We start from the raw sequence: 22,844 nt of genomic DNA on the forward strand, positions 1-22,844 counted from the left end.
GGATCGTCGATCGGGGTCTTACAACAGTACGGCCGCGGTGCCCAGTGGACACCGCGGCCGGTACGTGTGGAGCGGGAACTACTTCTTCAGGGCGTCCATCGCGCGCTGCGTGACGTCCTTGACCTCGCCGAGGGCGGGGATCGTCACGAGCAGGCCCTGGGCCTTGTAGAAGTCGATGATCGGCTCGGTCTGCGTGTGGTAGACGTCGAGGCGGTTGCGCACCGTGGCCTCGGAGTCGTCCTCGCGCAGGTAGAGCTCGCCACCGCACACGTCGCACACGCCCTCGACCTTCGGCGGGGCGTAGTCGACGTGGAAGATGTGCTTGTTGTCCTTGCGGCAGGTCCGACGACCGGCGATCCGCTTCACGACCTCGTCCTCCTCGACCTCCAGGTCGAGGACGGCGTCGAGCTTGATGCCCTGTGCCTTGAGGATCACGTCCAGCGCCTCGGCCTGGAAGACGTTGCGCGGGAAGCCGTCGAGCAGGAAGCCGTTGGCGGCGTCCGACTGCTCCATCCGGTCCTTGGCCATGTCGATCGTGACCTCGTCGGGAACGAGGTCGCCCTTCGACATGTAGGCCTGCGCACGCTGGCCCAGCTCGGTCTTCTGGCTGATGTTCGCGCGGAACAGGTCGCCCGTGGAGATGTGCGGGATGGACAGGGTCTCGGCAAGCACGGTGGCCTGCGTTCCCTTGCCCGCACCAGGAGGTCCGACGAGGACGATACGCATCAGCGGAGGAACCCTTCGTAATTGCGCTGCTGGAGCTGGCTCTCGATCTGCTTCACGGTCTCCAGACCCACACCCACGATGATGAGGATGCTCGTCCCGCCGAACGGGAAGTTCTGGTTCGCGCCGAAGCCGGCCAACGCCATCGTCGGCACAAGAGCGATGAGTCCCAGGTACAGCGACCCCGGCCAGGTGATCCGGTTGAGCACGTAGCTCAGGTACTCGGCAGTGGGTCGGCCTGCCCGGATGCCCGGGATGAACCCACCATACTTCTTCATGTTGTCTGCAACTTCCTCGGGGTTGAACGAGATCGCCACATAGAAGAATGCGAAGAACACGATCAGGAGGAAGTAGGCCGCGATGTAGTACGGGTGGTCGCCCTTGACGAAGTGCTGCTGGATCCAGGTGGCCCAGCCCGCCTTCGAGCCGCTGAACTGGACGATCAGGGCCGGGATGTAGAGCAGCGACGAGGCGAAGATGACGGGGATGACGCCCGCCTGGTTCACCTTGAGCGGGATGTAGGTCGAGGTGCCGCCGTACGCGCGACGCCCGATCATGCGCTTCGCGTACTGCACCGGGATCCGGCGCTGGGCCTGCTCGACGAAGACCACGAGGGCCACCATCGCGAGGCCGACCAGGATGACCACGCCGAACTCGACCCAGCCACCGGCGATCTTGCCCTGGAGCTTGATGGTCCACAGGGCGCTGACGAAGCCCGCGGCGATCGAGATGAACATGAGGATCGACATGCCGTTGCCGATGCCGCGGTCGGTGATGAGCTCACCGAGCCACATGACGACGCAGGTACCGGCGGTCATGGTGATCACCATGGTGACCATGGTGAAGATCGAGCGGTCCGGGACGATCTTGCTGGCGACCTGGCAGCCCTGGAACAGGGCGCCGCTCTTGGCGGTGGCGACGAGGCCGGTGCCTTGGAGGATCGCGAGCGCGACCGTCAGATAGCGCGTGTACTGAGTGATCTTCGCCGTGCCGGCCTGACCCTCTTTTTTGAGGTTCTCCAGCTTCGGGATGACCACGGTCAGCAGCTGCAGGATGATGCTCGCCGTGATGTACGGCATGATGCCGAGCGCGAAGATCGTGATCTGCAGCAGCGCACCGCCACTGAACATGTTGACGAGGCCGAAGAGGCTGTTGCTGCTGCCTGCGGCCTGGACACAGATCTGAACGTTCTTGTAGCTCACGCCGGGTACCGGGATGTGGGACCCGAGCCGGAACAGCACGATGATGCCGAGCGTGAAGAGCAGCTTCTTGCGCAGGTCGGGCGTCTTGAACGCCCGGGCGAACGCGGTGAGCACGGTGCCTCCTGCGACCCCCGCGCTACTGCGTCAGAGGTGACGGTCTGAGGGATCGACGAATACGACAAAGCAAAGGTGCAGGCCACCATACCGGCGAGATGGCCCGCCTAGGAACGACCAACCGGGGATGCCCCATATGTGAGGCATCCCCGGTCGGGTTTCTAGCTATAAATCACTGGGTTCGTCTTAGACGAGCTCGGTGACGGTGCCGCCGGCGGCGGCAATCTTCTCCTTGGCGGAGCCGGAGACGGCGTCAACCGAAACCTGCAGCGCCACGGAGATCTCGCCCTGGCCCAGGACCTTGACGAGGCTGTTCTTGCGAACCGCGCCCTTGGCGACCAGGTCGGCCACCGTGACTTCTCCACCCTCGGGGTAGAGAGCGCCGAGCTTGTCCAGGTTCACGACCTGGAACTCGGTGCGGAACGGGTTCTTGAAGCCCTTGAGCTTCGGCAGGCGCATGTGGAGGGGCATCTGCCCGCCCTCGAAGCGCTGCGGGATCTGGTAACGGGCCTTCTGGCCCTTCGTACCACGACCGGCCGTCTTACCCTTCGACGCCTCACCACGACCGACACGGGTCTTCGCGGTCTTGGCGCCGGGGGCGGGACGGAGGTTGTGGGCCTTCAGCGGGCTGTTCTCAGCCATGTTAGTCAACCTCCTCAACCGTCACGAGGTGGCGGACGGTCTGCACCATTCCGCGGAACTCGGGGCGGTCCTCCTTGACGACGACGTCGTTCAGGCGCTTGAGCCCGAGCGAACGCAGCGTGTCGCGGTGGTTCTGCTTGCTGCCGATGTACGACTTCGTCTGCGTGATCTTGAGACGGGCCATTACGCACCCGCTCCCGCAGCACGCGCACGAAGGAGAGCCGCCGGGGCGACGTCCTCGAGCGGCAGACCACGGCGAGCCGCGATCTCCTCGGGACGCTGCAGGCCCTTGAGCGCTGCAACGGTCGCGTGCACGATGTTGATCGCGTTGTCGGAGCCGAGCGACTTCGACAGGATGTCGTGAACGCCGGCGCACTCCAGAACGGCGCGCACCGGGCCACCGGCGATAACACCGGTACCGGGGGAAGCAGGCTTCAGCAGGACAACGCCGGCCGCCTTCTCGCCCTGGATCGGGTGCGGGATGGTGCCCTGGATACGCGGGACCTTGAAGAAGCTCTTCTTGGCTTCCTCGACGCCCTTGGCGATGGCCGCGGGAACTTCCTTGGCCTTGCCGTAACCGACACCTACCGTGCCGTCACCGTCGCCCACCACGACCAGCGCGGTGAAGCTGAAGCGGCGACCACCCTTGACAACCTTGGCGACGCGGTTGATCGCGACAACGCGCTCAACGTAAGCGGTCTTCTCGGCGGCAGGGCCACCGTCGCGACCCTTCCGGTCCCGCCGCTCGCCGCCACCGGCACCGCTTCCGCGGCGCTGGGGTCCAGCCATTGGATTACCTCTCTCTGTTACGTCCGTTAGTCCCGGAACCGGGGCTTAGAACTTCAGCCCGGCTTCGCGGGCGGCGTCAGCCAGAGCGGCAATGCGCCCGGCGTATCGGTTGCCACCGCGGTCGAACACGACGGTCTCGACACCCGCAGCCTTGGCACGCTCGGCGACGAGCGCGCCGACAGCCTGGGCCTGAGCGCTCTTGTCGCCTTCGCCACCGCGGATCGAAGCGTCCAGGGTCGACGCGGACGCCAGGGTGTGACCCTGGAGGTCGTCGATGACCTGAGCAACGATGTTGCGGTTGGAACGCGTCACGACGAGGCGCGGACGCTCCGCCGTACCCGAGACGTTCTTGCGGATGCGGATGTGGCGGCGAGCCTTGGCAGCGCGCTTGTACGCGTCGCCCTTGGCGATCTTCACACCGTATGCCATGGCTACTTACCAGCCTTTCCGACCTTGCGGCGGATGACTTCGCCGGCGTACTTGACACCCTTGGCCTTGTACGGGTCGGGCTTCCGCAGCTTGCGGATGTTGGCGGCGACCTCGCCGACCTTCTGCTTGTCGATGCCCTCGACCGTGAACTTGGTGGGCGACTCGACCTTGAAGGAGATGCCCTCGGGCGCCTCGATCAGGATCGGGTGGCTGTAACCAAGCTGGAACTCCAGGTTGGAGCCCTTCGCGGCGACGCGGTAACCGACACCGCTGATCTCGAGCGCCTTGACGTAACCCGCGGTCACGCCGGTGATCATGTTCGCCACCAGCGTGCGGGACAGGCCGTGCAGGGCCTTGTTCTGACGCTCGTCGTTGGGGCGCGTGACGGTGAGGACACCGTCCTCGCCCTTAACGACACCGATGGGCGCGGCGACGGTGTGGGTGAGGGTGCCCTTGGGGCCCTTCACGGCAACCGTGCTGCCATCGATGGTGACGTCCACACCGGCGGGAACCTGGATGGGGAGCTTGCCGATTCGCGACATTGCTTTTCCTCCGTTCCCGACTACCAGACGTAGGCGAGGACTTCCCCACCTACGCCCTTCTTGCCTGCCTGCTGGCCGGTGAGGAGACCGTGGGACGTGGAGATGATCGCCACGCCCAGGCCGCCGAGCACCTTGGGCAGGTTGGTGGACTTCGCGTACACGCGCAGACCGGGCTTCGAGATCCGCTTGATGCCCGCGATGGAGCGCTCACGGTTCGGCCCGAACTTCAGCTCGAGGACGAGGTTCTTGCCGACCTCGGCGTCCTCGACCTTCCAGCCGGTGATGAAACCCTCTTGCTTGAGGATCTCCGCGATGTGCGACTTGATCTTGCTGTGCGGCATCACGACGGTGTCGTGGTACGCCGAGTTAGCGTTACGCAGACGAGTCAGCATGTCTGCGATCGGGTCAGTCATGGTCATGAATCGGCCTTCGGCCTCTCTCGCCGGGGTTTCCTGTATGCGCCATCCCTCTCCCCACTCAGTGGCGGGACGGGTGCGGTGCGGGGACCTACGGCGTAGTAAGTCGTTATGGACGGCGGGCGCCCAACCCCACAAGCCTACGGCATGCGGAGCGGGGCACCCACCGGCCAGGTGCTTACCGAGAGTCTCTGGTGATTCCCAAGTCCCTGAGGACTGGAGGGAATTACCAGGAGCTCTTGGTCACGCCCGGCAGCTCGCCACGGTGAGCCATCTCACGAAGGCACACGCGGCACAGGCCGAACTTGCGGTACACGGAGTGGGGACGACCGCAGCGCTGGCAGCGGGTGTACGCACGCACACCGAACTTGGGCTTGCGGGCAGCCTTCGCGATGAGAGCCTTCTTCGCCATCTCGCTTACGCCTCCTTGAAGGGGAAGCCGAGGTGACGAAGGAGGGCGCGGCCCTCGTCGTCGTTGGTCGCCGTGGTGACCACGGTGATGTCCATACCCCGGGTACGGTCGATCTTGTCCTGGTCGATCTCGTGGAACATGACCTGCTCCGTGAGACCGAAGGTGTAGTTGCCACGGCCGTCGAACTGCTTCGGCGACAGACCACGGAAGTCACGGATACGCGGCAGCGCGAGCGACAGCGTACGGTCCAGGAACTCCCACATGCGGTCACCACGGAGGGTGACGTGGCAGCCGATCGGCTGACCCTCGCGCAGCTTGAACTGCGCGATGGACTTGCGGGCCTTCGTGACGGCCGGCTTCTGACCGGTGATCGTCGTCAGGTCCTTGATGGCACCGTCGATCAGCTTCGAGTCACGGGCGGCGTCGCCGACACCCATGTTCACGACGATCTTGACGAGGCCGGGGATCTGCATGACGTTCTCGTAAGAGAACTCCTCACGCAGCTTGCCCGCGATGTCCTCGCGGTACTTCGTCTTGAGACGCGGAGTGGTAGCCATCAGATGTCCTCACCCGTCCGCTTGGCAACGCGGATCTTGTTGCCCTCGTCGTCGAAGCGGTAGCCGACGCGGGTGACGACCTTCTGGCCGTCCTTCTCCACGACCAGCTGAACGTTGCTGACGTGGATCGGCGCCTCGGTGATCACGATGCCACCGGTCTGCGAGCCACCAGCGGTCTGGCCGGCCTTGGTGTGCTTCTTGACCCGGTTGACACCCTCGACCAGGACGCGGTTCTCAGTAGGGATGGCCACGATGACCTTGCCCTGCTTGCCCTTGTCCTTACCGGTGATGACCTGAACCAGGTCGCCCTTCTTGATCTTCATGCTTACAGCACCTCCGGCGCGAGCGAGATGATCTTCATGAACTTCTTCTCGCGCAGCTCACGGCCCACCGGGCCGAAGATACGGGTGCCACGAGGGTCGCCGTCGTTCTTGAGAATGACAGCGGCGTTCTCGTCGAAGCGGATGTACGAGCCGTCCTGGCGGCGGCGCTCCTTGACGGTGCGAACGATGACGGCCTTGACGACGTCACCCTTCTTCACATTGCCGCCCGGGATAGCGTCCTTGACGGTGGCGACGATGACGTCACCGATGCCCGCGTAGCGGCGACCCGAACCACCGAGAACACGGATGCAAAGGATTTCCTTGGCACCAGTGTTGTCGGCGACACGCAGTCGCGACTCCTGCTGGATCACGTCTATCTCCTGTTTGTCTGCCGGTTCCCGGCAGGGGCTTCGGCGCGCTCTTTCAAGCGGTGGAAGCCCCTACCGAGCCTGGCGGAACTGACCTGGGGGAAACCCCCCAGGCAATTTCCTTACTTGGCCTTCTCGAGGATCTCGACGATGCGCCAGCGCTTGCTCGCCGACAGCGGACGCGTCTCCATGATGAGGACGCGGTCGCCGACGCCGGCAGCGTTCTGCTCGTCGTGCGCCTTGAGCTTGTTCGTACGGCGGATGACCTTGCCGTACAGGGCGTGCTTCACGCGGTCCTCGACGGCGACGACGACGGTCTTGTCCATCTTGTCGCTGACGACGAGGCCCTCACGGGTCTTGCGGAAGCCGCGGTCCTGGGTCTCAGTCACATTCTTCTCGCTCATCAGGCGCTCTCCACCGTCTCGATGCCGAGCTCGCGCTCGTGCATCAGGGTGTAGATCCGGGCGATGTCCTTGCGGACGGAACGGAGCCGGCCGTTGTTCTCGAGCTGACCCGTGGCCGCCTGGAAGCGCAGCTTGAACAGCTCTTCCTTGGCCTCGCGCAGCTTGCCAACGAGCTCCTCGTTGCCGAGCTCACGCAGCTCGGACGCCTTGGTTCCCGTCGCCATCACGACTCACCTGCCTCGCGCCGAACAATCCGGCACTTCATCGGAAGCTTGTGAGCAGCGCGGGTGAGCGCCTCACGAGCAATCTTCTCGTTCGGGTAGGACAGCTCGAACATGACCCGGCCCGGGTGCACGTTCGCGATCCACCACTCGGGAGAACCCTTACCGGAACCCATGCGGGTCTCGGCAGGCTTCTTCGTCAGGGGACGGTCCGGGTAGATGTTGATCCAGACCTTGCCGCCACGCTTGATGTGGCGGGTCATCGCGATACGAGCCGCTTCGATCTGGCGGTTCGTCACGTAGGCGGGGGTAAGCGCCTGGATGCCGTACTCGCCGAACGAGACCTCAGTACCGCCCTTGGCCATACCGCGGCGCTTGGGGTGGTGCTGCTTGCGGTGCTTGACCCTACGAGGGATCAGCATGTCGGTCAGGCCTCCGTTCCGGTGCTCTCGGCCGGAGCGGCGACAGCGGCCTCGGCCTTGGGGGCCTCGGCGCCGACAGCCTGCTGCGGCTTGCGGCCGCCACGGCCGCCACGCTCGCCACCACGACCACCGCGGCCACCGGCCGGACGGTCGTTCGCGCCACCACGGGCCGGGCGGTTGCCCGCACGGGCCGCAGCGTTCTCGGCGCGAACCTCGGCGATGTTCTTGACGTCGCCCTTGTAGATCCAGACCTTCACGCCGATACGGCCGAAGGTGGTCTTGGCCTCGAAGAAGCCGTAGTCCACGTTCGCGCGCAGCGTGTGCAGCGGCACACGACCCTCGCGGTAGAACTCGGACCGGCTCATCTCGGCGCCGCCGAGACGGCCACCACACTGGATCTTGATGCCCTTGGCGCCGGCCTTCATCGTGCCCTGCATGCTCTTACGCATGGCGCGACGGAAGGAAACGCGGGAGGACAGCTGCTCCGCAACGGCCTGCGCGACCAGCTGAGCGTCCATCTCGGGGTTCTTGACCTCGAGGATGTTCAGCTGGACCTGCTTGCCCGTGAGCTTCTCGAGGTCACCGCGGATGCGGTCGGCCTCGGCGCCACGGCGGCCGATGACGATGCCGGGACGAGCGGTGTGGATGTCCACACGCACGCGGTCACGGGTGCGCTCGATCTCAACCTTCGAGATGCCGGCGCGCTCCATGCCGGACGTCATCATCCTGCGGATGGCGACGTCTTCCTTGACGTAGTCCTTGTACAGCTTGTCGGCGTACCAACGCGACTTGAAGTCGGTGGTGATGCCGAGCCGGAACCCGTGCGGGTTTACCTTCTGGCCCATTACCGGGAACCTTCCTTGCTGCTGACGACCACGGTGATGTGGCTGGTCCGCTTGCGGATCCGGTAGGCACGACCCTGGGCACGCGGACGGAACCGCTTCAGGGTCGGGCCCTCGTCCACGTACGCCGCGCTGATTACCAGCGAGGAGGCGTCCGTGTGGTCGTAGTTGTGTGCGGCATTGGCAATGGCGCTGTCCAGCACCTTGCCAACCGGCACGCTCGCGGCCTGCGGGGCGAAACGCAGGACCGCCTGAGCCTCCGTGGCATCCATGCCACGGATAAGGTCCACCACTCGGCGGGCCTTCATGGGCGTGACGCGGATGTACCGCGCCTGGGCCCTGGCTTCCATGGTTGTCCCTTCGGTGTAAGTCATAGTCGTAACCACCCCGCCTTTAGCGGCGCTTCGACTTCCGGTCGTCCTTGACGTGGCCGCGGAAGGTGCGAGTCGGCGAGAACTCGCCGAGCTTGTGGCCGACCATCGACTCGGTGACGAACACCGGGACGTGGATCTTGCCGTTGTGCACCGCGATGGTGTGACCCAGCATGGCCGGGATGATCATCGAGCGACGGGACCAGGTCTTGATGACGTTCTTGGTACCGGCTTCGTTCTGTACGTCCACCTTCTTGATGAGGTGTCCGTCGACGAAGGGTCCCTTCTTGAGACTGCGCGGCATCTAAACCCGCTCCTAGCGCTTCTTGTTCGTCTTGCGGCGGCGGACGATGTACTTGCTCGAAGCCTTCTTCGGCGAGCGAGTACGACCCTCCTTCTGACCCCACGGGGAGACCGGGTGACGACCACCGGAGGTCTTACCCTCACCACCACCGTGCGGGTGGTCGACCGGGTTCATCGCGACACCGCGGACGGTCGGGCGAACGCCCTTCCAGCGCATACGGCCGGCCTTGCCCCAGTTGATGTTCGACTGCTCGGCGTTGCCGACCTCGCCGACCGTGGCGCGGCAGCGGACGTCGACCAGGCGAACCTCGCCCGACGGCATACGCAGGTGGGCGTACTGGCCCTCCTTCGCCAGCAGCTGCACGGAAGAACCGGCAGAGCGGGCGAACTTGGCGCCACCACCGGGACGGAGCTCGATCGCGTGGATCGTGGTACCGACCGGGATGTTGCGGAGCGGGAGGTTGTTGCCCGGCTTGATGTCGGCGCCAGGGCCGTTCTCAATCCGGTCGCCCTGGCTCAGCTTGGCCGGAGCGATGATGTAGCGCTTCTCGCCGTCTGCGTAGTGCAGGAGCGCGATGCGCGCGGTGCGGTTGGGGTCGTACTCGATGTGTGCGACCTTGGCCGGCACGCCGTCCTTGTCGTGACGACGGAAGTCGATCACGCGGTAGGCGCGCTTGTGTCCACCACCCTGGTGGCGAACAGTGATCCGACCGGTGTTGTTACGGCCGCCCTTGCTGTGCAGGGGGCGAACCAGCGACTTCTCCGGCGTGGACCGCGTGATCTCGACAAAGTCGGCGACGCTGGAGCCACGACGGCCCGGGGTCGTCGGCTTGTACTTGCGGATACCCATTTCTCAGTCCTCGTCCGATTCCGGACGACTAGACCTCCGTTAGGAGGCCTGGCCGCCGAAGATGTCGATTCGGTCGCCCTCAGCGAGGGTCACGATGGCGCGCTTGGTGTCAGCGCGCTTGCCGAAACCGGTCTTGGTGCGCTTGCGCTTACCCTGACGGTTGATCGTGTTGACCCCGGTGACCTTGACCGAGAAGACCGCTTCCACAGCCTGCTTGATCTGGGTCTTGTTCGAGCCCGGCGCGACGATGAACGTGTACTTGTTCTCGTCGAGCAGCGCGTAGCTCTTCTCCGAGACAACCGGCTTGATCAGCAGGTCGCGCGGGTCAGTGAAGGTCTTGCTGGTAACGGTCGCGTCAGACATTACGCGTCGCTCCCTTCGGTCTCGTCGGCCTTGGGGCCAGACACGAAGGACTCGAAAGCGGCCTGAGTGAAGACCACGTCGTCAGAGACGATCACGTCGTACGTGTTCAGCTGGCCCGGCTCCAGGATGTGCACCTGGGGCAGGTTGCGGGCGGACAGCCACGCAGCCTCGTCGGCGCGGTCGACGACCAGGAGCAGGTTCTTGCGCTCCGAGATCTTGCCGAACAGCGTCTTGGCGGCCTTCGTGGAGGCGGCACCCTCGACCACGCCGGTGATGACGTGGATGCGGGAGTGACGCGCGCGGTCCGACAGGGCACCGCGGAGAGCGGCGGCCTTCATCTTCTTCGGGGTCCGCTGCGAGTAGTCACGCGGCTGCGGGCCGTGGACGACGCCACCGCCGGCGAACTGCGGAGCGCGGGTCGAACCCTGACGGGCGCGGCCGGTGCCCTTCTGGCGGTACGGCTTGCGGCCACCACCACGGACTTCGCCGCGACGCTTGGTCTTGTGCGTGCCCTGACGGGCAGCGGCCAGCTGAGCGACGACGACCTGGTGGATCAGCGGAACGCTGGTCTTGGCGTCGAAGATCTCCGCGGGGAGCTCGACGGTACCGGCCTTGTCGCCTGCCGGCGAAAGGATGTCAATGGTGCTCATTAACTCAAGCCCCCTTAACCGCGGTACGGACCAGGACGAGGCCGCCGTTCGGACCGGGAACCGCGCCCTTGATGAGGAGCAGGCCCTTCTCCGCGTCAACCGCGTGGATGGTCAGGTTCTGGGTGGTGACGCGCTCGTTACCCATACGACCGGCCATGCGCATGCCCTTGAAGACACGCCCAGGGGTGGCGCAGCCACCGATCGAACCGGGGGAGCGGTGCTTGCGCTGCACACCGTGACCGGCGCCGAGGCCCCGGAAGTTGTGCCGCTTCATGACACCGGCGAAGCCCTTGCCCTTGCTGTTGCCCGTGACGTCAACCTTGACGCCGGACTCGAACACGGCCGCAGTGATCTCCTGGCCGAGCGTGTACTCGCTGGCGTCAGAGGTGCGGAGCTCCACCAGGTGGCGGCGCGGGGTCACGTCGGCCTTGGCGAAGTGGCCCTTGAGGGGCTTGTTCACCTTGCGCGGGTCGATCTCGCCGAAGGCGATCTGGACCGACTCGTAGCCGTCGATGTCGTTCGTACGGACCTGGGTAACGACGCAGGGTCCGGCCTTGACCACGGTCACCGGGACGACACGGTTGTTCTCGTCCCAGACCTGGGTCATGCCGAGCTTCTCGCCCAGGACGCCCTTGATCTGCTTTGCCATCTTCTCCGTGCCTCTCAGAGCTTGATCTCGATGTCAACGCCGGCCGGAAGGTCCAGGCGCATCAGCGAGTCAACGGTCTTGGGCGTCGGGTCGAGGATGTCGATCAGGCGCTTGTGCGTGCGCATCTCGAAGTGCTCGCGCGAGTCCTTGTACTTGTGCGGCGACTTGATGACGCAGTACACGTTCTTCTCAGTGGGCAGCGGCACCGGGCCCGCGACCGACGCACCAGTGCGGGTCACCGTCTCGACGATCTTCTTCGCCGAGGAATCGATGACCTCGTGGTCGTAGGCCTTGAGCCGGATGCGGATCTTCTGTCCCGCCATGGCTACTCCGTAGTCCTGTCTGTTGTGGAAACGCTCTGGCTCTCGGTCGGCCGCAGATCTCTCCACAGCTCCTCCTCCGACCCACGCGGTCGGGCGTGTCGCACTCCCTCCAAAGAAATTTCCATAGGGAAATTCCCTGCCAAGGGGGTGCGGTCCCAGGACCGCGCATCGGGGGAGAAACACCCACCGAGTGCCTGGCCTACTCCGTGCTGACACTTCCCAGAAGATTCCCGTACGTCCGCCCCAGTGCTGCCCCGGAGGGCAGATGAAGGCGACGAGTACTGTGGGACTCGCTTCCGGTCCTCCCGGCGGGAGGCGCGCAGCATCGGCACTCAGCCGAGCAACTTGAGTAGTCTGCCATACCCGACACGTATGGCGCCAATCGGGCGCAGAACAATACCCCGTCGCGCTGCGTGGTCAAACTGCACCACGCAGCACGCCGCCGTGCGGGGCCCGGGGCCGGGCGGGGGTCAGGACCGGGAGACGGTCCCGCAGTCCTGCGGCAGCGCGTCCAGCGACGTGCTCCGGTCGTACGGGTCCATGACCGACCCGGTCGGGCTCGGCCCCGTGTCCGCGTCACTGGCGAACTTCGGGTGCAGGTAGCCGGACCCGTCCCGGGAGCAGTCGTCGTTGCCCGCGCTCTCCTTCCACTCCACGAGCTGCAGCGTGCCGTCGGTCGTCTGCCAGCGCTTCGGGTCGTGGTAGGCCGTCGTCACGGTGCGCCGGACGATCGTGCGGGCCACCTCGTCGGAACCGCCCTTCGCCCGCACGACCGGGTAGACGAAGGTGTAGTCGGCGTGCACGAGCACCTCCCCCTCCTTGCCGCCCTCGACGGTCATCCGGCCCCGGGTCTTGACGACCCCGCCGTGGAAGCGCACCTCCGCCGGATCGAAGCGGCTGAAGAGGAACAGCGGGTTGTCCTGCGCGGAGGGCTTCTCCAGCGCCCGTTCCATGAGGCCCTTGACGTCGTCCTGCAGCGGGTCCAGGAGCCCCAGGGCGACCTCGGGCCGTCCCCCGGCCAGGACCGCGGGGTCCAGGTTCGAGGCGACGAGCAGCTCCCGGGTGCGGGTCAGCAGGGACGCGACCCGGTCCTGGGGTATCCCGTTCACGGCGGTGGCGGCCGGCAGCTCGATACCGGCGGCGCCGTCCGCCCACTGCAGGGCCGGGGAGCCGCGGAAGGGCTCCGCGAGGGTCGGCCGGTCCGGGTCCACCGGGCCCGGAGGCGCGGTCGGACGTGCGGTCTCGGCGGGCAGCGGAGCCGCGCTGCGGGCCCCGTCCCGGGACTCCCCCTCGCCGGTCAGCTTGTCGACCAGCAGCTCGGGCCGCAGGGCGGCCATCGCGAGCCCGGCCACGAAGACGACGGCCAGGGTCGTCTTGATCCGCCGCTTGGCCCTGCCCCGGCCCTGCATCTCCTGCCATGCCGGCCCGGTCCGCCAGCCGGGCGGCTCCGCGGGCACGGACCTGCCGCGCCGCCCGAAGCGCCCGCGGGCGGCCGCGGCCCGCTGCTCGTCCTCACGGCGCAGCCGCTCGGTGACCATCCGCGCCCGCGCCGAAGGCTCCTTGGGGGCCTCCCCCGCGCCCCCCTCGGCCGCCCGGACGAACCGCTCCCACTCCTCGTCGGAAACCCCGGCCCCGTCCCCACGGCCTCTTCCGTCGTTCGCCATGCTCCCCGCTCCCCCAAGATCCATACGTGCACCGGACCCTCTCACAGCCCCTGACCAGCCCGGGAACGGGGTGGGGGGACTGCTGGCAGGGGCCCTCTCCCCCGCTGGCCGGATCCACACGCGTAAAGATCACTCCACCCGCCCGGGGCCCGTAGCCTGCTCTGCGGACCATGGGGGTGGATCATGAGCGGTGGCAGCAGCAAAGACCCGTCGAAGGACCTGGCGGTGGATCCGGTGGCCGTCGAGCAGGTGCTGGGCGGGCTGAAGGCCACGACGGCGGAGCTGTCGGAGATCGGCGGCATCGACGCGTCCTCGGCGGGCGCCTCCTTCGGCGCGGGCTTCGCGGGGCTGGCGCTGACCGGCATGGAAGCGGGACACCCGGCCGTCGCGACGGTCTTCGAGGACTTCTGCGGGCGCTGGGAATGGGGCGTACGGGCACTCGTGCAGGGCGTCGGCACGCTGGCACGGGACCTGGGCCTGTCGGCGGGCGCGCTCTGGGAGGAGGACCAGTACCTCCAGGGCGCCTTCAAGGTCGGCGCGAACTCCCTCTACGGCAACCCGCACGCGAGTGAGGACGAGATCGAGGGCAGGTCCTGGGACGAGATCCTCCAAGGCAACCCGTACAGGCCGGACTTCAGCGCGGAGGCCGACCGTCGCGCCGCCGAGGACTTCGAGCGGACCTGGGCCGATGCCGGTCGCAAAGTCTCCACCGAGGGCTTCGGCGGTGCGGCCGTCGACCGGCTGGCCGGCGCCGCGGGCATCGATCCGGCCCTCGTCGACCGGTCCCAGGCCGAAGGCGCCCGGGGGGACGAGGGCTGATGGGGCTCAAGGACTTCCTGCCCGACTGGGCGGACGGCGCTGCCGAGGTCGTCGGCGAGGGCGTCGAGTGGGTCGGTGACAAGACCGCCGACACCCTGGAGGCGGCGGGCTGGCAGAAGGGCGCGAACGCGGTCCGCGACACGGTGGACTCCGCCGCGAACTGGCTCGGCGCCGACGTCGGCGAGGTCCAGCTCGGCCAGAGCGACGACCCGGGGAAGCTGGTCCACGGCAGCCCCTCGAAGCTCCGCTCCACCGCCGCCCACCTGAACGACCTCCAGGCGGCCTGCGACCGTACCGGGGGCGGCCTCAAGGGGCTGGATTCCGCCGCCCTCAAGGGCGAGAGCGCCGACGCGTTCCGCGCCGCCCTGGCCCGGCGCACACCGCCCTGGTTCAAGGCCGCGGACGCCTTCGCGAAGGCGGCGGGCGCGCTGACGCACTTCGCGGACACCGTGGAATGGGCCCAGGGCCAGGCCCGGGAGGCGATCGACGCGTACGAGAAGGCGCTCAGCAACTCCCGGACGGCGCGCGCCGCCTACAACGGGCGCGTGGACGCCTACAACGCGGCTCTGGAGGCCGGGGCGGCCCCGCTCCCCGCCCGCCCCTCGGGCTTCACCGACCCGGGCGCGGAGGGACTCAAGGCCGCGCACGACAAGCTGGCCGAGGCCCGCCGCCAGCGCGACGACGCCGCCCGCACGGCGGCCACGGCCCTGGAGGCGGCGCGCGACGCGGCCCCGCCGATGCCATCGTTCGCGGAGCAGCAGGTCAGCGCCATGGCCCTGACCTCGCTCAATGCCGGTCACGTGGCGGGAGGCGTCGTCAAGGGAACGGCGGGTCTGGTCAACTTCGTGCGGTCCCTGGACCCGCACGACCCGTACAACCTCACGCACCCCGCCGAATACCGGATGCGGCTGAACCGGACGGCCGCCGGACTGCTCGTCACGGCGAACGACCCGGTCGCCGCCGGCCGGGCGATGATCGACGAGTTCGCGAAGGACCCGGGCGAGGGCATCGGCAGGCTCATCCCCGAGCTCATCGGCGCCAAGGGCGCGGGCCGGATCGGCGAGGGCCTGCGCGCGGGTGCCAAGGGGGCACGGGAGGCTAGCGCCCTGGAGCGGTCGGCCGCCCGCGAGGAGCTGCGCGGCGCCGAGCACGACAAGGCGCGCGACCAGGCGTGCAAGACCTGCGAGGGCGATCCGGTCGACGTCGCGACGGGCCGGATGGTCCTCCCCCAGACCGACCTGGTCCTCCCCGGCTCGCTACCCCTGATATTCAGCCGAACTTTCGAATCCTCGTACCGATCGGGGCGCTGGTTCGGCCCCACCTGGGCGTCCACCGTCGATCAGCGCCTGGAGATCGACGCCGAGGGCGTGGTCCTGGTCCGCGCGGACGGCAGCCTGCTCGCCTATCCGCACCCGGCGCCGGGGCTGCCCGTCCTCCCCTCGCTCGGCCAGCCCTGGCCGCTGACCCGCGACCCGGACGGCGGCTACACGGTCACCGACCCGGAGAGCGGCCAGGTCCGCCACTTCTCGCCCGAGGGCCTGCTGACCCAGCTGGACGACCGCTCGGGCGCCTGGATCTCGTACGCGTACGACGCGACGACGGGCGCGCCGCTGCGCATCACCCACAGCGGCGGCTACGAGGTGACCCTGACCTCGGCCGACGGCCGAATAACCGGCCTGAGCGCCTGCGGCACCGGGATCCTCCGCTACGCCTACGCGGACGGCCACCTCACCGCGGTCACCAACTCCTCGGGTCGCCCGTTGCGCTTCGGCTACGACGACCTCGGCCGGATCACCTCCTGGACCGACACCAACGAGCGGCGCTTCGACTACACGTACGACGACCGCCACCGCTGCGTGGCCCAGTCCGGCAGCAACGGCCACCTGAACCTGCGGTTCGCCTACGCGGACGGCCTGACCACCGTCACGGACTCGCTGGGCCACCGGAAGCTGTACGCGGTCGACGACCGGGCCCGGGTGGTGTCCGAGGCCGACCCGACGGGCGCGACCACGCACTACGCGTACGACGGCCGCGGCCGTCTCCTCGCGCGCACCGACCCGCTGGGCCGCACCACGCACTTCGAGTGGAGCGGGGAAGGACACCCGCTGCGCGTCGTCCGGGCGGACGGCAGCGCCGTCCGGGCGCAGTACGACGCCCGGGGCCTCCCCGTGAGGGTGCTGAACCCGGACGGCACGTCGGTCCGCCAGACCTACGACGCCCAGGGGCGGCGCACGTCGGTCACCGACACGGCCGGCGCCACGACCCGCTTCGCGTACGACGTGCGGGGTCATCTGGCCGCCGTGACGGACGCGCTGGGCGCCGTGACGACGGTCGAGTGCGACGCGGCGGGTCTCGTGGTCTCGGTGACGGATCCGCTGGGGGCGCGCACGGTCCACGCGCGCGACCCCTTCGGACGCCCGGTCGCGATCACGGATCCCACGGGCCGCACCACCCGCTTCGCCTGGAGCGTGGAGGGCCGCCTGCTGCGGCGCACGTACCCGGACGGCAGCGCCGAGTCCTGGACGTACGACGGCGAGGGCAACTGTCTGACCCACACGGACGCGGTCGGAGGCGTGACGGTCTCCGAGTACGGGGACTTCGACCTGCTGGTCGCGCGCACGGGCCCGGACGGCGCCCGGCACTCCTTCGCGCACGACACGGAGCTGCGACTGACCGCGGTCACCAACCCCCAAGGTCTGACGTGGAGTTACGCCTACGACCCGGTCGGCCGACTCTCCTCGGAGACCGACTTCGACGGCCGCGCCCTGACGTACGCGCACGACCCGGCGGGCCACCTCGCCTCCCGCACGAACGCCCTGTCGGAAGTCACGCGCTACGAGCACAACCTGTTGGGCCAGGTCGTCCGCAAGGAGACGCCCGCGGGCGTCACGTCCTACGAGTACGACGTCTCGGACCAGCTGGTGTCGGCCTCGTCCCCCGACTCCACGATCAGCTGGCTGCGCGACCGTGCGGGGCGGATCCGCTCGGAGACGGTCGACGGCCGCACGCTCGCGTACTCCTACGACGCGCTGGGCCGCCGCAGCTCCCGTACGACCCCCAGCGGCGCCGAGTCGCACTGGACGTACGACGCGGCGGGCCGGCGCACGGCCCTGACCACCTCCGGGCGCACCCTGGCCTTCGCGCACGACGCGGCGGGCCGGGAACTCGCGCGCACGGTGGGCCCGACGTCGCTCACCCACGAGTACGACGACCTCGGCCGCCCGACCACCCAGTCGCTGCTCTCACGGGACGGCCGGACCCTCCAACGGCGCGGCTACCGCTACCGCGCCGACGGCGGCCTGACCGGGATCGAGGACTCCCTCACGGGCTCCCGCACTTTCACGCTCGACGCGGCGGCCCGGGTGACCGCGGTGGACGCGGGGGACGCCGGGTCGTGGTCGGAGCGGTACGCCTACGACGACGCCGGCAACCAGACCTCGGCCGACTGGCCCGACCGCCACCCGGGCGCGGAGGCCCGGGGCGCCCGGAGCTACGCGGGCACCCGCCTCACCACCGCGGGCGCGGTCCGCTACGAGTACGACGCCCTGGGCCGGACCGTACTGCGCCAGAAGGCGCGCCCGTCCCGCAAACCCGACACCTGGCGCTACGAATGGGACGCGCAGGACCAGCTGGCCGCGGTCACCACCCCGGACGGCACGCGCTGGACCTACACCTACGACCCCCTGGGCCGCCGCACCTCGAAGCGGAGCCCGACGGAGGAGGTCGTGTTCACCTGGGACGGCCCCACCCTCTGCGAACAGACCGCGGGGCCCGTCACGCTCACCTGGACCCACCGGGGGCCGCACCCCCTGACCCAGGCGGAGCGTCACGACCAGGACGGGGTGGCCGACCGCTTCTTCGCCATCGTCACGGACCTGGTCGGCACCCCGACCCAGCTGATCGACGAGGCGGGCGAGGTCGCCTGGCACACCCGCACCACCCTGTGGGGCACCACCACCTGGAACCGCGACGCCACCGCGTACACCCCGCTCCGCTTCCCGGGCCAGTACTACGACCCGGAGTCGGGCCTCCACCACAACGTCTTCCGCACCTACGACCCCGAAACCGCCCGCTACCTCACCCCGGACCCCCTGGGCCTCTCCCCCGCCCCCAACCCGACGACGTACGTCCACAACCCGCACACCTGGTCGGACCCCCTGGGTCTGGCGCCGGAGGAGTGCCCGGCGCGAGGTCCCTACGATTTCCGAGACCCTCACCCCGACCACCCCCCGAGCCAAAAGCTGACGGATCTCATGCGAGCGGCACCCAAGGGAGACTATGTGGACTGTTCAGACATCTCGAACTTCATATTTGAACGCGCCGGCGGCGAAGGGAAGATAATCCACTACATCACTCCGTCGGGGGACATACGAACGCCCGAAGCGGGCGGAGCCGACGTGCCTACATGGGTATTCCATGAGGTGTACACCGACGGTCGATACATTTACGACCCGACAATGAGCGCCGACCCAATCCCTCGCGGCGACTACGAAAGGTCCCTGCGGTCTCAGAACGACGAGCGAGTCATCAGGCAAAATGGACCGCACGACCTATCTTCTCCGAAGAAACCGTGGAGGTGACTTGCGGCATGAAGGATGATCCGCGATTCTTTCGGGCACGGGCAGCACTTGAGCAGTTCGCCCAGGTCGCCCAGCTGAAGTCCACTGCCGCGATCCATCCCACCTATGGGTACTGGCAGCTCCCAGACCTGGTATGGCGCTTCGCCGAACCTCACGACGAGCTACGCGAACTATTCGCGTCGATCGCACTCACTGCACCGAAGAACACCGAGTGGACCTTTCACGAACGCAAGAATTCATTCATCCTCCCCCTGCGGCTCGCTAATGCGTCGACGGGACCGAATGGAGAAGGCATGCAGGAGGCCCGCCGTCTAATCGTGCAAACAGATCAGGCGTTCTGCGAGGAGGCCAACAAGGACATGGACCTCATCATCCAGGGAATTGCCGAGGCAGGACGGCGCTGACGCCATTGCCCGAATCCCCCTAGGAGCCAAGTAGCGAACGTCCTGATCCAGACGGTGCGCATATCACCAAACGGTCGCCACCCCTTCAGCAGTGCTTGAGGAAGTACGACCGGAGGACGCACGTGTCGGCATCAGGACCGGAGCCAGGATCCTCATCGACGTCGGCGACGGCAGCAACTTCCCCTCCGCGGCCCACCTCGCCTCCTCTGCGGGTCTCGCCCCAGCGACCCGTAACTCGGGCTCATCGATCCGCGGCGAACAGCCCTCCCGGAGGGGAAACAAGCAGCTCAAACGGACCTTCTTCCTCTCCGCGTTCGCTGCCCTGTCCGACCCCGCTTCCCGACCAGGTCCGGCCCCGCCGTGCGCGGACCGCTTCCTGGGCCCTCGGCAGCACCGGGACGTGGCTCGTCGGGTTCGTCGCGGAGGCGATCGGCAAGGGCATCCCGCTGACCGCGATGCCCTGCGTGAACTCGGCGTACGCGTGGCACCCGCTGTTCCCGCTGTCGCTGGGGACCTTGCGCGCGGCCGGGGTCCGGGGGCTGTTCGGGGCGGGCGGGTTCGAGCCGAACGCGCCGGGGGAGAAGCGTCCGGACCCGTGGGCGTCGGCGCTGGACGCGGTCGACGGGCACCGGCCGTAGGCAGCCGCGTCGCGGGTTGCCGCGATGCGGTGGGGTTAGTCGTCCAGGGGGTTAGTACTGGGGGAGCGAAAGGCCCTTGCCAAGCCCCTCCAGCCTCCCGGGGGCGGGGTGGGGCGGGGGTAGCTCACATGGGTGAATTGGGCCAACTGGGGTGGTTTCCGAGGGGGTTGGCTGGCATATGCTCGGCGCTACAACTCCAGACATGCGTCGGCCCCCGGCGGGACTGCAATCCCGGGCGGGGGCCTGACCAGCGAGAAGGAACGAACTTCCCGATGGGTAATCAGCAGCTTAACGCGCGCTCGCGCGCCTCGTCCCGGAATGCCGGCGGGAGCCCCGGGTACGGGGTCATCCACGTCAACATCCGGCACACCCGCCGCTTCACCGTGGTGGGCAACCACCTCGCCCAGCACCCCGAGATGTCCCTGATGGGCATCGGCCTCGCCACCCACATCCAGTCGCTGCCGACCGGCACCCCCGTCGGCATCAAGGACCTCGCCGCCCGCTTCCCCGAGAGCGAGTACCGGATCGCCCGGACGCTGCGGGAGCTGGAGCAGTACGGGTACCTGGAGCGCACCCGGGACCGGCTGCCCGGCGGGCAGGTGGTCACGCGGACCGTGTTCTACAACCGGCCCGGATACGCCGTTCCCGAGGAGGACGCGGGGCGGGAAGCCGGGCCCGTGGCAGTGGCCGTGGAGGCGGAGGCGGAGTCCGAGCCGCCACCCGTGGCGGTCGCCACGCCGCTGCGGCCGCTCCCCCGGCCCGCCGGACCGGCCAGCGCCGCGCGCAGGGACGCGGCGGAGCAGGTGCTCGTACGGCTGCGCGGGGTGGATCCGCGGCTGCTGCTCGGGCAGCGGGACGTCGAGCGGCTCGCGCCCGCGGTCGAGGCCTGGCTGGAGCGCGGGGCCTCGCCGGACGCCGTGACCGCCGCGCTCACGGGCCACCTGCCGCCGCGGCCGCGGAATCCGGCCGGGCTGATCGGCTACCGGCTCACCGCGCAGATTCCGCCCGAAAGGTCGGGCCGGGCGGGCATCGGCACACCGGGGGCGTCGGCGCCCCCGGTGTTGCCGCTGCGCAGCTGTGAGCGGTGCGACCGGGCCTACCGCGCGGCCGAGCCCGGGTACTGCAAGGGCTGCGCGACGTAGTTCCGTAGACCCCTCCGGGGCGGCCTAGTTCCGGCGTACGCCTTCCGCGAGGTCGGCCGCCAAGGCCTGCACGGCCGCGAGGCCGGTCGGGAGGTCCGGGGCGTCCAGGAGGAGCTTGACGAAGGCCGAGCCGACGATCACGCCGTCCGCGAAGACCGCGACCTCCTTGGCCTGCGCGGCGTTGGAGACGCCCAGGCCCACGCAGACCGGGAGGTCGGTCGTCTTGCGGGTCCGCGCCACCAGCTCCTGCGCCTGCTCACCGACCGAGACGCGGGTTCCGGTGACGCCCATCAGGGAGGCGGCGTAGACGAAGCCGGAACCGGCCGCCGTGATCGTCGCGAGGCGGGCGTCCTTGCTGGAGGGTGCGACGACGAACACCGTCGCGAGACCGTGCTTGTCGGCGTGCTCGCGCCACAGCGCGGACTCCTGGACCGGCAGGTCCGGCAGGATGCACCCCGCCCCGCCCGCCGCCGCCAGCTCCGCCGCGAACCGCTCCACGCCGTAACGGTCGATCGGATTCCAGTACGTCATCACCAGGACCGGCGCCCCGGTCGCCTCGTGCGCCTCACGGACCGTGCGCAGCACGTCGGCGATCTTCACGCCGCCGCGCAGCGCGATGTCGTCGGCGGTCTGGATGACCGGGCCGTCCAGGACCGGGTCGCTGTGCGGCAGCCCGACCTCGACGACGTCCGCGCCGCCCGCGATGACGGCCTTGACCGCCTCGATCCCGCCGTCCACCGTCGGGAAACCCGCCGGGAGGTAGGCCACCAGGGCCGCACGGTTCTCGGACTTCGCCTTCGCCAGGGTGCGGGCGAGGAGTTCTACGTTTCCGGAGTGCGCGTTCACTTGTTCTCCCCCTCGGTGCCGTCGTAGAGGCCGAAGTAGCGGGCCGCCGTGTCCATGTCCTTGTCACCACGACCGGACAGGTTCACGATGATCAACCCGTCCTTGCCCAGCTCCTTGCCCAACTCCAACGCACCCGCCAGCGCATGCGCCGACTCGATCGCCGGAATGATCCCCTCCGTGCGGGAGAGGAGGCGCAGGGCCTGCATCGCCTGGTCATCGGTCACCGCGCGGTACTCGCCCCGGCCCGAGTCCTTCAGATACGCGTGCTCCGGGCCGATCCCCGGGTAGTCCAGACCCGCCGAGATCGAGTACGGCTCGGTGATCTGACCCTCCTCGTCCTGCAGGACGTACGAACGCGAACCGTGCAGGATCCCCGGCTCACCCGCCGACAACGTCGCCGCGTGCTCGCCCGTCTCGATCCCGTGCCCGGCCGGCTCGAAACCCACCAACCGCACCCCCGCGTCCGGAATGAACGCGTGGAAGAGACCGATCGCGTTCGACCCGCCCCCCACACACGCCGCCACCGCGTCCGGCAACCGCCCCGCACGCTCCAGGATCTGCCGCCGCGCCTCCACACCGATCACCCGATGGAAATCACGCACCATCGCCGGGAACGGATGCGGACCCGCGACCGTACCGAACAGGTAATGCGTCCGATCCACATTCGCGACCCAGTCACGGAACGCCTCGTTGATCGCGTCCTTCAACGTCCGCGAACCCGACGTCACCGCGATGACCTCGGCACCCAACATCCGCATCCGCGCCACATTCAACGCCTGACGCTCCGTGTCGATCTCACCCATGTAGATCGTGCACTCAAGACCGAACAACGCACA

Annotated in this window: 31 protein-coding genes and 1 pseudogene; 6 read left to right on the forward strand and 26 right to left on the reverse strand. The window is 68.3% G+C overall.

Annotated elements, in window-relative coordinates; translation table 11 throughout:
* Positions 1–78: 78 nt before the first annotated feature.
* The 24 genes from ACFWAR_RS17105 to ACFWAR_RS17220 form a co-directional block, all read right to left on the reverse strand.
* Positions 79–726, reverse strand: coding sequence for an adenylate kinase (locus tag ACFWAR_RS17105; protein ID WP_385777847.1), 648 nt, complete (start codon positions 724–726; stop codon positions 79–81).
* Positions 726–2,039, reverse strand: a complete 1,314-nt coding sequence (gene secY, locus ACFWAR_RS17110) for a preprotein translocase subunit SecY (RefSeq protein ID WP_385777850.1) — start codon at positions 2,037–2,039, stop codon at positions 726–728. Before secY ends, ACFWAR_RS17105 begins: the two co-directional genes overlap by 1 nt.
* Before the next feature lie 186 nt (positions 2,040–2,225).
* A complete protein-coding gene (rplO, locus tag ACFWAR_RS17115) occupies positions 2,226–2,681 on the reverse strand; it encodes a 50S ribosomal protein L15 (RefSeq protein WP_053682613.1) in 456 nt (151 codons plus the stop codon).
* Position 2,682: 1 nt separating this feature from the next.
* On the reverse strand, positions 2,683–2,865 hold the full coding sequence (rpmD, locus tag ACFWAR_RS17120) for a 50S ribosomal protein L30 (RefSeq protein WP_053682614.1): 183 nt from the start codon (positions 2,863–2,865) through the stop codon (positions 2,683–2,685).
* On the reverse strand, positions 2,865–3,470 hold the full coding sequence (rpsE, locus tag ACFWAR_RS17125) for a 30S ribosomal protein S5 (protein WP_354383004.1): 606 nt from the start codon (positions 3,468–3,470) through the stop codon (positions 2,865–2,867). Before rpsE ends, rpmD begins: the two co-directional genes overlap by 1 nt.
* Before the next feature lie 45 nt (positions 3,471–3,515).
* Entirely contained in the window at positions 3,516–3,899 is a 384-nt protein-coding gene (gene rplR, locus ACFWAR_RS17130) for a 50S ribosomal protein L18 (protein ID WP_030026334.1), read from the reverse strand.
* Between the two features lie 2 nt (positions 3,900–3,901).
* The gene (gene rplF, locus ACFWAR_RS17135) at positions 3,902–4,441 is read right to left on the reverse strand and encodes a 50S ribosomal protein L6 (protein ID WP_354383003.1); all 540 of its coding nucleotides are present in this window, start codon (positions 4,439–4,441) and stop codon (positions 3,902–3,904) included.
* A 20-nt stretch (positions 4,442–4,461) separates the two neighbouring features.
* Positions 4,462–4,860, reverse strand: a complete 399-nt coding sequence (gene rpsH / locus ACFWAR_RS17140; protein ID WP_007265911.1) for a 30S ribosomal protein S8 — start codon at positions 4,858–4,860, stop codon at positions 4,462–4,464.
* A 223-nt stretch (positions 4,861–5,083) separates the two neighbouring features.
* Entirely contained in the window at positions 5,084–5,269 is a 186-nt protein-coding gene (locus ACFWAR_RS17145; RefSeq protein ID WP_003956452.1) for a type Z 30S ribosomal protein S14, read from the reverse strand.
* A 5-nt stretch (positions 5,270–5,274) separates the two neighbouring features.
* The gene (gene rplE, locus ACFWAR_RS17150) at positions 5,275–5,826 is read right to left on the reverse strand and encodes a 50S ribosomal protein L5 (RefSeq protein WP_030388859.1); all 552 of its coding nucleotides are present in this window, start codon (positions 5,824–5,826) and stop codon (positions 5,275–5,277) included.
* The gene (gene rplX, locus ACFWAR_RS17155; protein ID WP_330332032.1) at positions 5,826–6,149 is read right to left on the reverse strand and encodes a 50S ribosomal protein L24; all 324 of its coding nucleotides are present in this window, start codon (positions 6,147–6,149) and stop codon (positions 5,826–5,828) included. Before rplX ends, rplE begins: the two co-directional genes overlap by 1 nt.
* Before the next feature lie 2 nt (positions 6,150–6,151).
* Positions 6,152–6,520 (reverse strand): 50S ribosomal protein L14, encoded by a 369-nt coding sequence (gene rplN / locus ACFWAR_RS17160; RefSeq protein WP_003956455.1) that lies wholly within the window; start codon positions 6,518–6,520, stop codon positions 6,152–6,154.
* 119 nt (positions 6,521–6,639) lie between these two features.
* Positions 6,640–6,921 carry a 30S ribosomal protein S17 gene (gene rpsQ / locus ACFWAR_RS17165; RefSeq protein WP_053682619.1) on the reverse strand — a complete coding sequence of 94 codons (282 nt, stop codon included), beginning with the start codon at positions 6,919–6,921 and terminating at the stop codon, positions 6,640–6,642.
* Positions 6,921–7,145 (reverse strand): 50S ribosomal protein L29, encoded by a 225-nt coding sequence (gene rpmC, locus ACFWAR_RS17170; protein WP_073912892.1) that lies wholly within the window; start codon positions 7,143–7,145, stop codon positions 6,921–6,923. The genes rpsQ and rpmC overlap by 1 nt, the downstream gene beginning before the upstream one ends.
* A complete protein-coding gene (gene rplP, locus ACFWAR_RS17175; RefSeq protein ID WP_030026326.1) occupies positions 7,145–7,564 on the reverse strand; it encodes a 50S ribosomal protein L16 in 420 nt (139 codons plus the stop codon). The genes rpmC and rplP overlap by 1 nt, the downstream gene beginning before the upstream one ends.
* 5 nt (positions 7,565–7,569) lie before the next feature.
* A complete protein-coding gene (gene rpsC / locus ACFWAR_RS17180) occupies positions 7,570–8,409 on the reverse strand; it encodes a 30S ribosomal protein S3 (protein WP_385777854.1) in 840 nt (279 codons plus the stop codon).
* On the reverse strand, positions 8,409–8,756 hold the full coding sequence (gene rplV, locus ACFWAR_RS17185; protein ID WP_354383077.1) for a 50S ribosomal protein L22: 348 nt from the start codon (positions 8,754–8,756) through the stop codon (positions 8,409–8,411). The genes rpsC and rplV overlap by 1 nt, the downstream gene beginning before the upstream one ends.
* Positions 8,757–8,799: 43 nt before the next feature.
* Complete coding sequence (gene rpsS / locus ACFWAR_RS17190) at positions 8,800–9,081, reverse strand: 30S ribosomal protein S19 (RefSeq protein ID WP_023539342.1); 282 nt, start codon at positions 9,079–9,081, stop codon at positions 8,800–8,802.
* 12 nt (positions 9,082–9,093) lie between these two features.
* Positions 9,094–9,930 carry a 50S ribosomal protein L2 gene (gene rplB / locus ACFWAR_RS17195; protein ID WP_354383001.1) on the reverse strand — a complete coding sequence of 279 codons (837 nt, stop codon included), beginning with the start codon at positions 9,928–9,930 and terminating at the stop codon, positions 9,094–9,096.
* A gap of 39 nt (positions 9,931–9,969) precedes the next feature.
* Positions 9,970–10,293 (reverse strand): 50S ribosomal protein L23, encoded by a 324-nt coding sequence (gene rplW, locus ACFWAR_RS17200; RefSeq protein WP_215023440.1) that lies wholly within the window; start codon positions 10,291–10,293, stop codon positions 9,970–9,972.
* Positions 10,293–10,943 (reverse strand): 50S ribosomal protein L4, encoded by a 651-nt coding sequence (gene rplD, locus ACFWAR_RS17205; RefSeq protein WP_354383000.1) that lies wholly within the window; start codon positions 10,941–10,943, stop codon positions 10,293–10,295. Before rplD ends, rplW begins: the two co-directional genes overlap by 1 nt.
* 4 nt (positions 10,944–10,947) lie before the next feature.
* Positions 10,948–11,592: a 50S ribosomal protein L3 gene (rplC, locus tag ACFWAR_RS17210; RefSeq protein ID WP_354382999.1), complete on the reverse strand. Its 645-nt coding sequence runs from the start codon at positions 11,590–11,592 to the stop codon at positions 10,948–10,950.
* Between the two features lie 14 nt (positions 11,593–11,606).
* A complete protein-coding gene (gene rpsJ / locus ACFWAR_RS17215; RefSeq protein WP_003948644.1) occupies positions 11,607–11,915 on the reverse strand; it encodes a 30S ribosomal protein S10 in 309 nt (102 codons plus the stop codon).
* Positions 11,916–12,385: 470 nt separating this feature from the next.
* Positions 12,386–13,579, reverse strand: coding sequence for a hypothetical protein (locus ACFWAR_RS17220; RefSeq protein ID WP_385777857.1), 1,194 nt, complete (start codon positions 13,577–13,579; stop codon positions 12,386–12,388).
* Positions 13,580–13,762: 183 nt separating this feature from the next.
* Here ACFWAR_RS17220 and ACFWAR_RS17225 point away from each other — a divergent pair, with 183 nt between their 5' ends.
* The 6 genes and pseudogenes from ACFWAR_RS17225 (at position 13,763) to ACFWAR_RS17250 (ending at position 21,162) form a co-directional block, all read left to right on the forward strand.
* Positions 13,763–14,398, forward strand: a complete 636-nt coding sequence (locus tag ACFWAR_RS17225) for a hypothetical protein (RefSeq protein WP_385777859.1) — start codon at positions 13,763–13,765, stop codon at positions 14,396–14,398.
* A complete protein-coding gene (locus ACFWAR_RS17230) occupies positions 14,398–18,978 on the forward strand; it encodes a putative T7SS-secreted protein (protein WP_385777861.1) in 4,581 nt (1,526 codons plus the stop codon). The genes ACFWAR_RS17225 and ACFWAR_RS17230 overlap by 1 nt, the downstream gene beginning before the upstream one ends.
* An 8-nt stretch (positions 18,979–18,986) precedes the next feature.
* Positions 18,987–19,382 carry a hypothetical protein gene (locus ACFWAR_RS17235; protein ID WP_385777863.1) on the forward strand — a complete coding sequence of 132 codons (396 nt, stop codon included), beginning with the start codon at positions 18,987–18,989 and terminating at the stop codon, positions 19,380–19,382.
* Between the two features lie 124 nt (positions 19,383–19,506).
* A pseudogene (locus ACFWAR_RS17240) lies at positions 19,507–19,725 on the forward strand (IS110 family transposase); the annotation flags it as partial.
* Positions 19,726–19,846: 121 nt separating this feature from the next.
* Positions 19,847–20,020: a hypothetical protein gene (locus ACFWAR_RS17245; RefSeq protein ID WP_385777875.1), complete on the forward strand. Its 174-nt coding sequence runs from the start codon at positions 19,847–19,849 to the stop codon at positions 20,018–20,020.
* A 272-nt stretch (positions 20,021–20,292) separates the two neighbouring features.
* The gene (locus ACFWAR_RS17250; protein WP_385777873.1) at positions 20,293–21,162 is read left to right on the forward strand and encodes a helix-turn-helix domain-containing protein; all 870 of its coding nucleotides are present in this window, start codon (positions 20,293–20,295) and stop codon (positions 21,160–21,162) included.
* Between the two features lie 24 nt (positions 21,163–21,186).
* Here ACFWAR_RS17250 and trpA read toward each other — a convergent pair whose 3' ends face one another.
* Both trpA and trpB read right to left on the reverse strand, forming a co-directional pair.
* Complete coding sequence (trpA, locus tag ACFWAR_RS17255; protein WP_385777865.1) at positions 21,187–22,008, reverse strand: tryptophan synthase subunit alpha; 822 nt, start codon at positions 22,006–22,008, stop codon at positions 21,187–21,189.
* Positions 22,005–22,844: tryptophan synthase subunit beta (gene trpB, locus ACFWAR_RS17260; RefSeq protein WP_385777867.1), on the reverse strand; the 840-nt coding region annotated here is incomplete at its 5' end. The genes trpB and trpA, both read right to left, overlap by 4 nt.

Origin of the sequence: Streptomyces sp. NPDC059917, assembly GCF_042730635.1 — a bacterium.
GTDB lineage: Bacteria > Actinomycetota > Actinomycetes > Streptomycetales > Streptomycetaceae > Streptomyces.

Bases quoted from the DNA above. Each gene is read 5' to 3' on its own strand.
- rpsE (WP_354383004.1), bottom strand. From the start codon at position 3,470: ATGGCTGGACCCCAGCGCCGCGGAAGCGGTGCCGGTGGCGGCGAGCGG.
- ACFWAR_RS17105 (WP_385777847.1), bottom strand. From the start codon at position 726: ATGCGTATCGTCCTCGTCGGACCTCCTGGTGCGGGCAAGGGAACGCAG.
- ACFWAR_RS17220 (WP_385777857.1), bottom strand. From the start codon at position 13,579: ATGGCGAACGACGGAAGAGGCCGTGGGGACGGGGCCGGGGTTTCCGAC.
- rplD (WP_354383000.1), bottom strand. From the start codon at position 10,943: ATGAGCACCATTGACATCCTTTCGCCGGCAGGCGACAAGGCCGGTACC.
- rplX (WP_330332032.1), bottom strand. From the start codon at position 6,149: ATGAAGATCAAGAAGGGCGACCTGGTTCAGGTCATCACCGGTAAGGAC.
- ACFWAR_RS17235 (WP_385777863.1), top strand. From the start codon at position 18,987: ATGAAGGATGATCCGCGATTCTTTCGGGCACGGGCAGCACTTGAGCAG.
- rpsS (WP_023539342.1), bottom strand. From the start codon at position 9,081: ATGCCGCGCAGTCTCAAGAAGGGACCCTTCGTCGACGGACACCTCATC.
- rplF (WP_354383003.1), bottom strand. From the start codon at position 4,441: ATGTCGCGAATCGGCAAGCTCCCCATCCAGGTTCCCGCCGGTGTGGAC.
- rplP (WP_030026326.1), bottom strand. From the start codon at position 7,564: ATGCTGATCCCTCGTAGGGTCAAGCACCGCAAGCAGCACCACCCCAAG.
- rpsJ (WP_003948644.1), bottom strand. From the start codon at position 11,915: ATGGCGGGACAGAAGATCCGCATCCGGCTCAAGGCCTACGACCACGAG.
- ACFWAR_RS17230 (WP_385777861.1), top strand. From the start codon at position 14,398: ATGGGGCTCAAGGACTTCCTGCCCGACTGGGCGGACGGCGCTGCCGAG.
- rplV (WP_354383077.1), bottom strand. From the start codon at position 8,756: ATGGAAGCCAGGGCCCAGGCGCGGTACATCCGCGTCACGCCCATGAAG.
- rpsC (WP_385777854.1), bottom strand. From the start codon at position 8,409: ATGGGCCAGAAGGTAAACCCGCACGGGTTCCGGCTCGGCATCACCACC.
- rpsH (WP_007265911.1), bottom strand. From the start codon at position 4,860: ATGACCATGACTGACCCGATCGCAGACATGCTGACTCGTCTGCGTAAC.
- ACFWAR_RS17145 (WP_003956452.1), bottom strand. From the start codon at position 5,269: ATGGCGAAGAAGGCTCTCATCGCGAAGGCTGCCCGCAAGCCCAAGTTC.
- rpsQ (WP_053682619.1), bottom strand. From the start codon at position 6,921: ATGAGCGAGAAGAATGTGACTGAGACCCAGGACCGCGGCTTCCGCAAG.
- rplR (WP_030026334.1), bottom strand. From the start codon at position 3,899: ATGGCATACGGTGTGAAGATCGCCAAGGGCGACGCGTACAAGCGCGCT.
- ACFWAR_RS17250 (WP_385777873.1), top strand. From the start codon at position 20,293: ATGGGTAATCAGCAGCTTAACGCGCGCTCGCGCGCCTCGTCCCGGAAT.
- rplW (WP_215023440.1), bottom strand. From the start codon at position 10,293: ATGTCTGACGCGACCGTTACCAGCAAGACCTTCACTGACCCGCGCGAC.
- rplO (WP_053682613.1), bottom strand. From the start codon at position 2,681: ATGGCTGAGAACAGCCCGCTGAAGGCCCACAACCTCCGTCCCGCCCCC.
- rplC (WP_354382999.1), bottom strand. From the start codon at position 11,592: ATGGCAAAGCAGATCAAGGGCGTCCTGGGCGAGAAGCTCGGCATGACC.
- rpmC (WP_073912892.1), bottom strand. From the start codon at position 7,145: ATGGCGACGGGAACCAAGGCGTCCGAGCTGCGTGAGCTCGGCAACGAG.
- ACFWAR_RS17225 (WP_385777859.1), top strand. From the start codon at position 13,763: ATGAGCGGTGGCAGCAGCAAAGACCCGTCGAAGGACCTGGCGGTGGAT.
- rplB (WP_354383001.1), bottom strand. From the start codon at position 9,930: ATGGGTATCCGCAAGTACAAGCCGACGACCCCGGGCCGTCGTGGCTCC.
- rplE (WP_030388859.1), bottom strand. From the start codon at position 5,826: ATGGCTACCACTCCGCGTCTCAAGACGAAGTACCGCGAGGACATCGCG.
- rpmD (WP_053682614.1), bottom strand. From the start codon at position 2,865: ATGGCCCGTCTCAAGATCACGCAGACGAAGTCGTACATCGGCAGCAAG.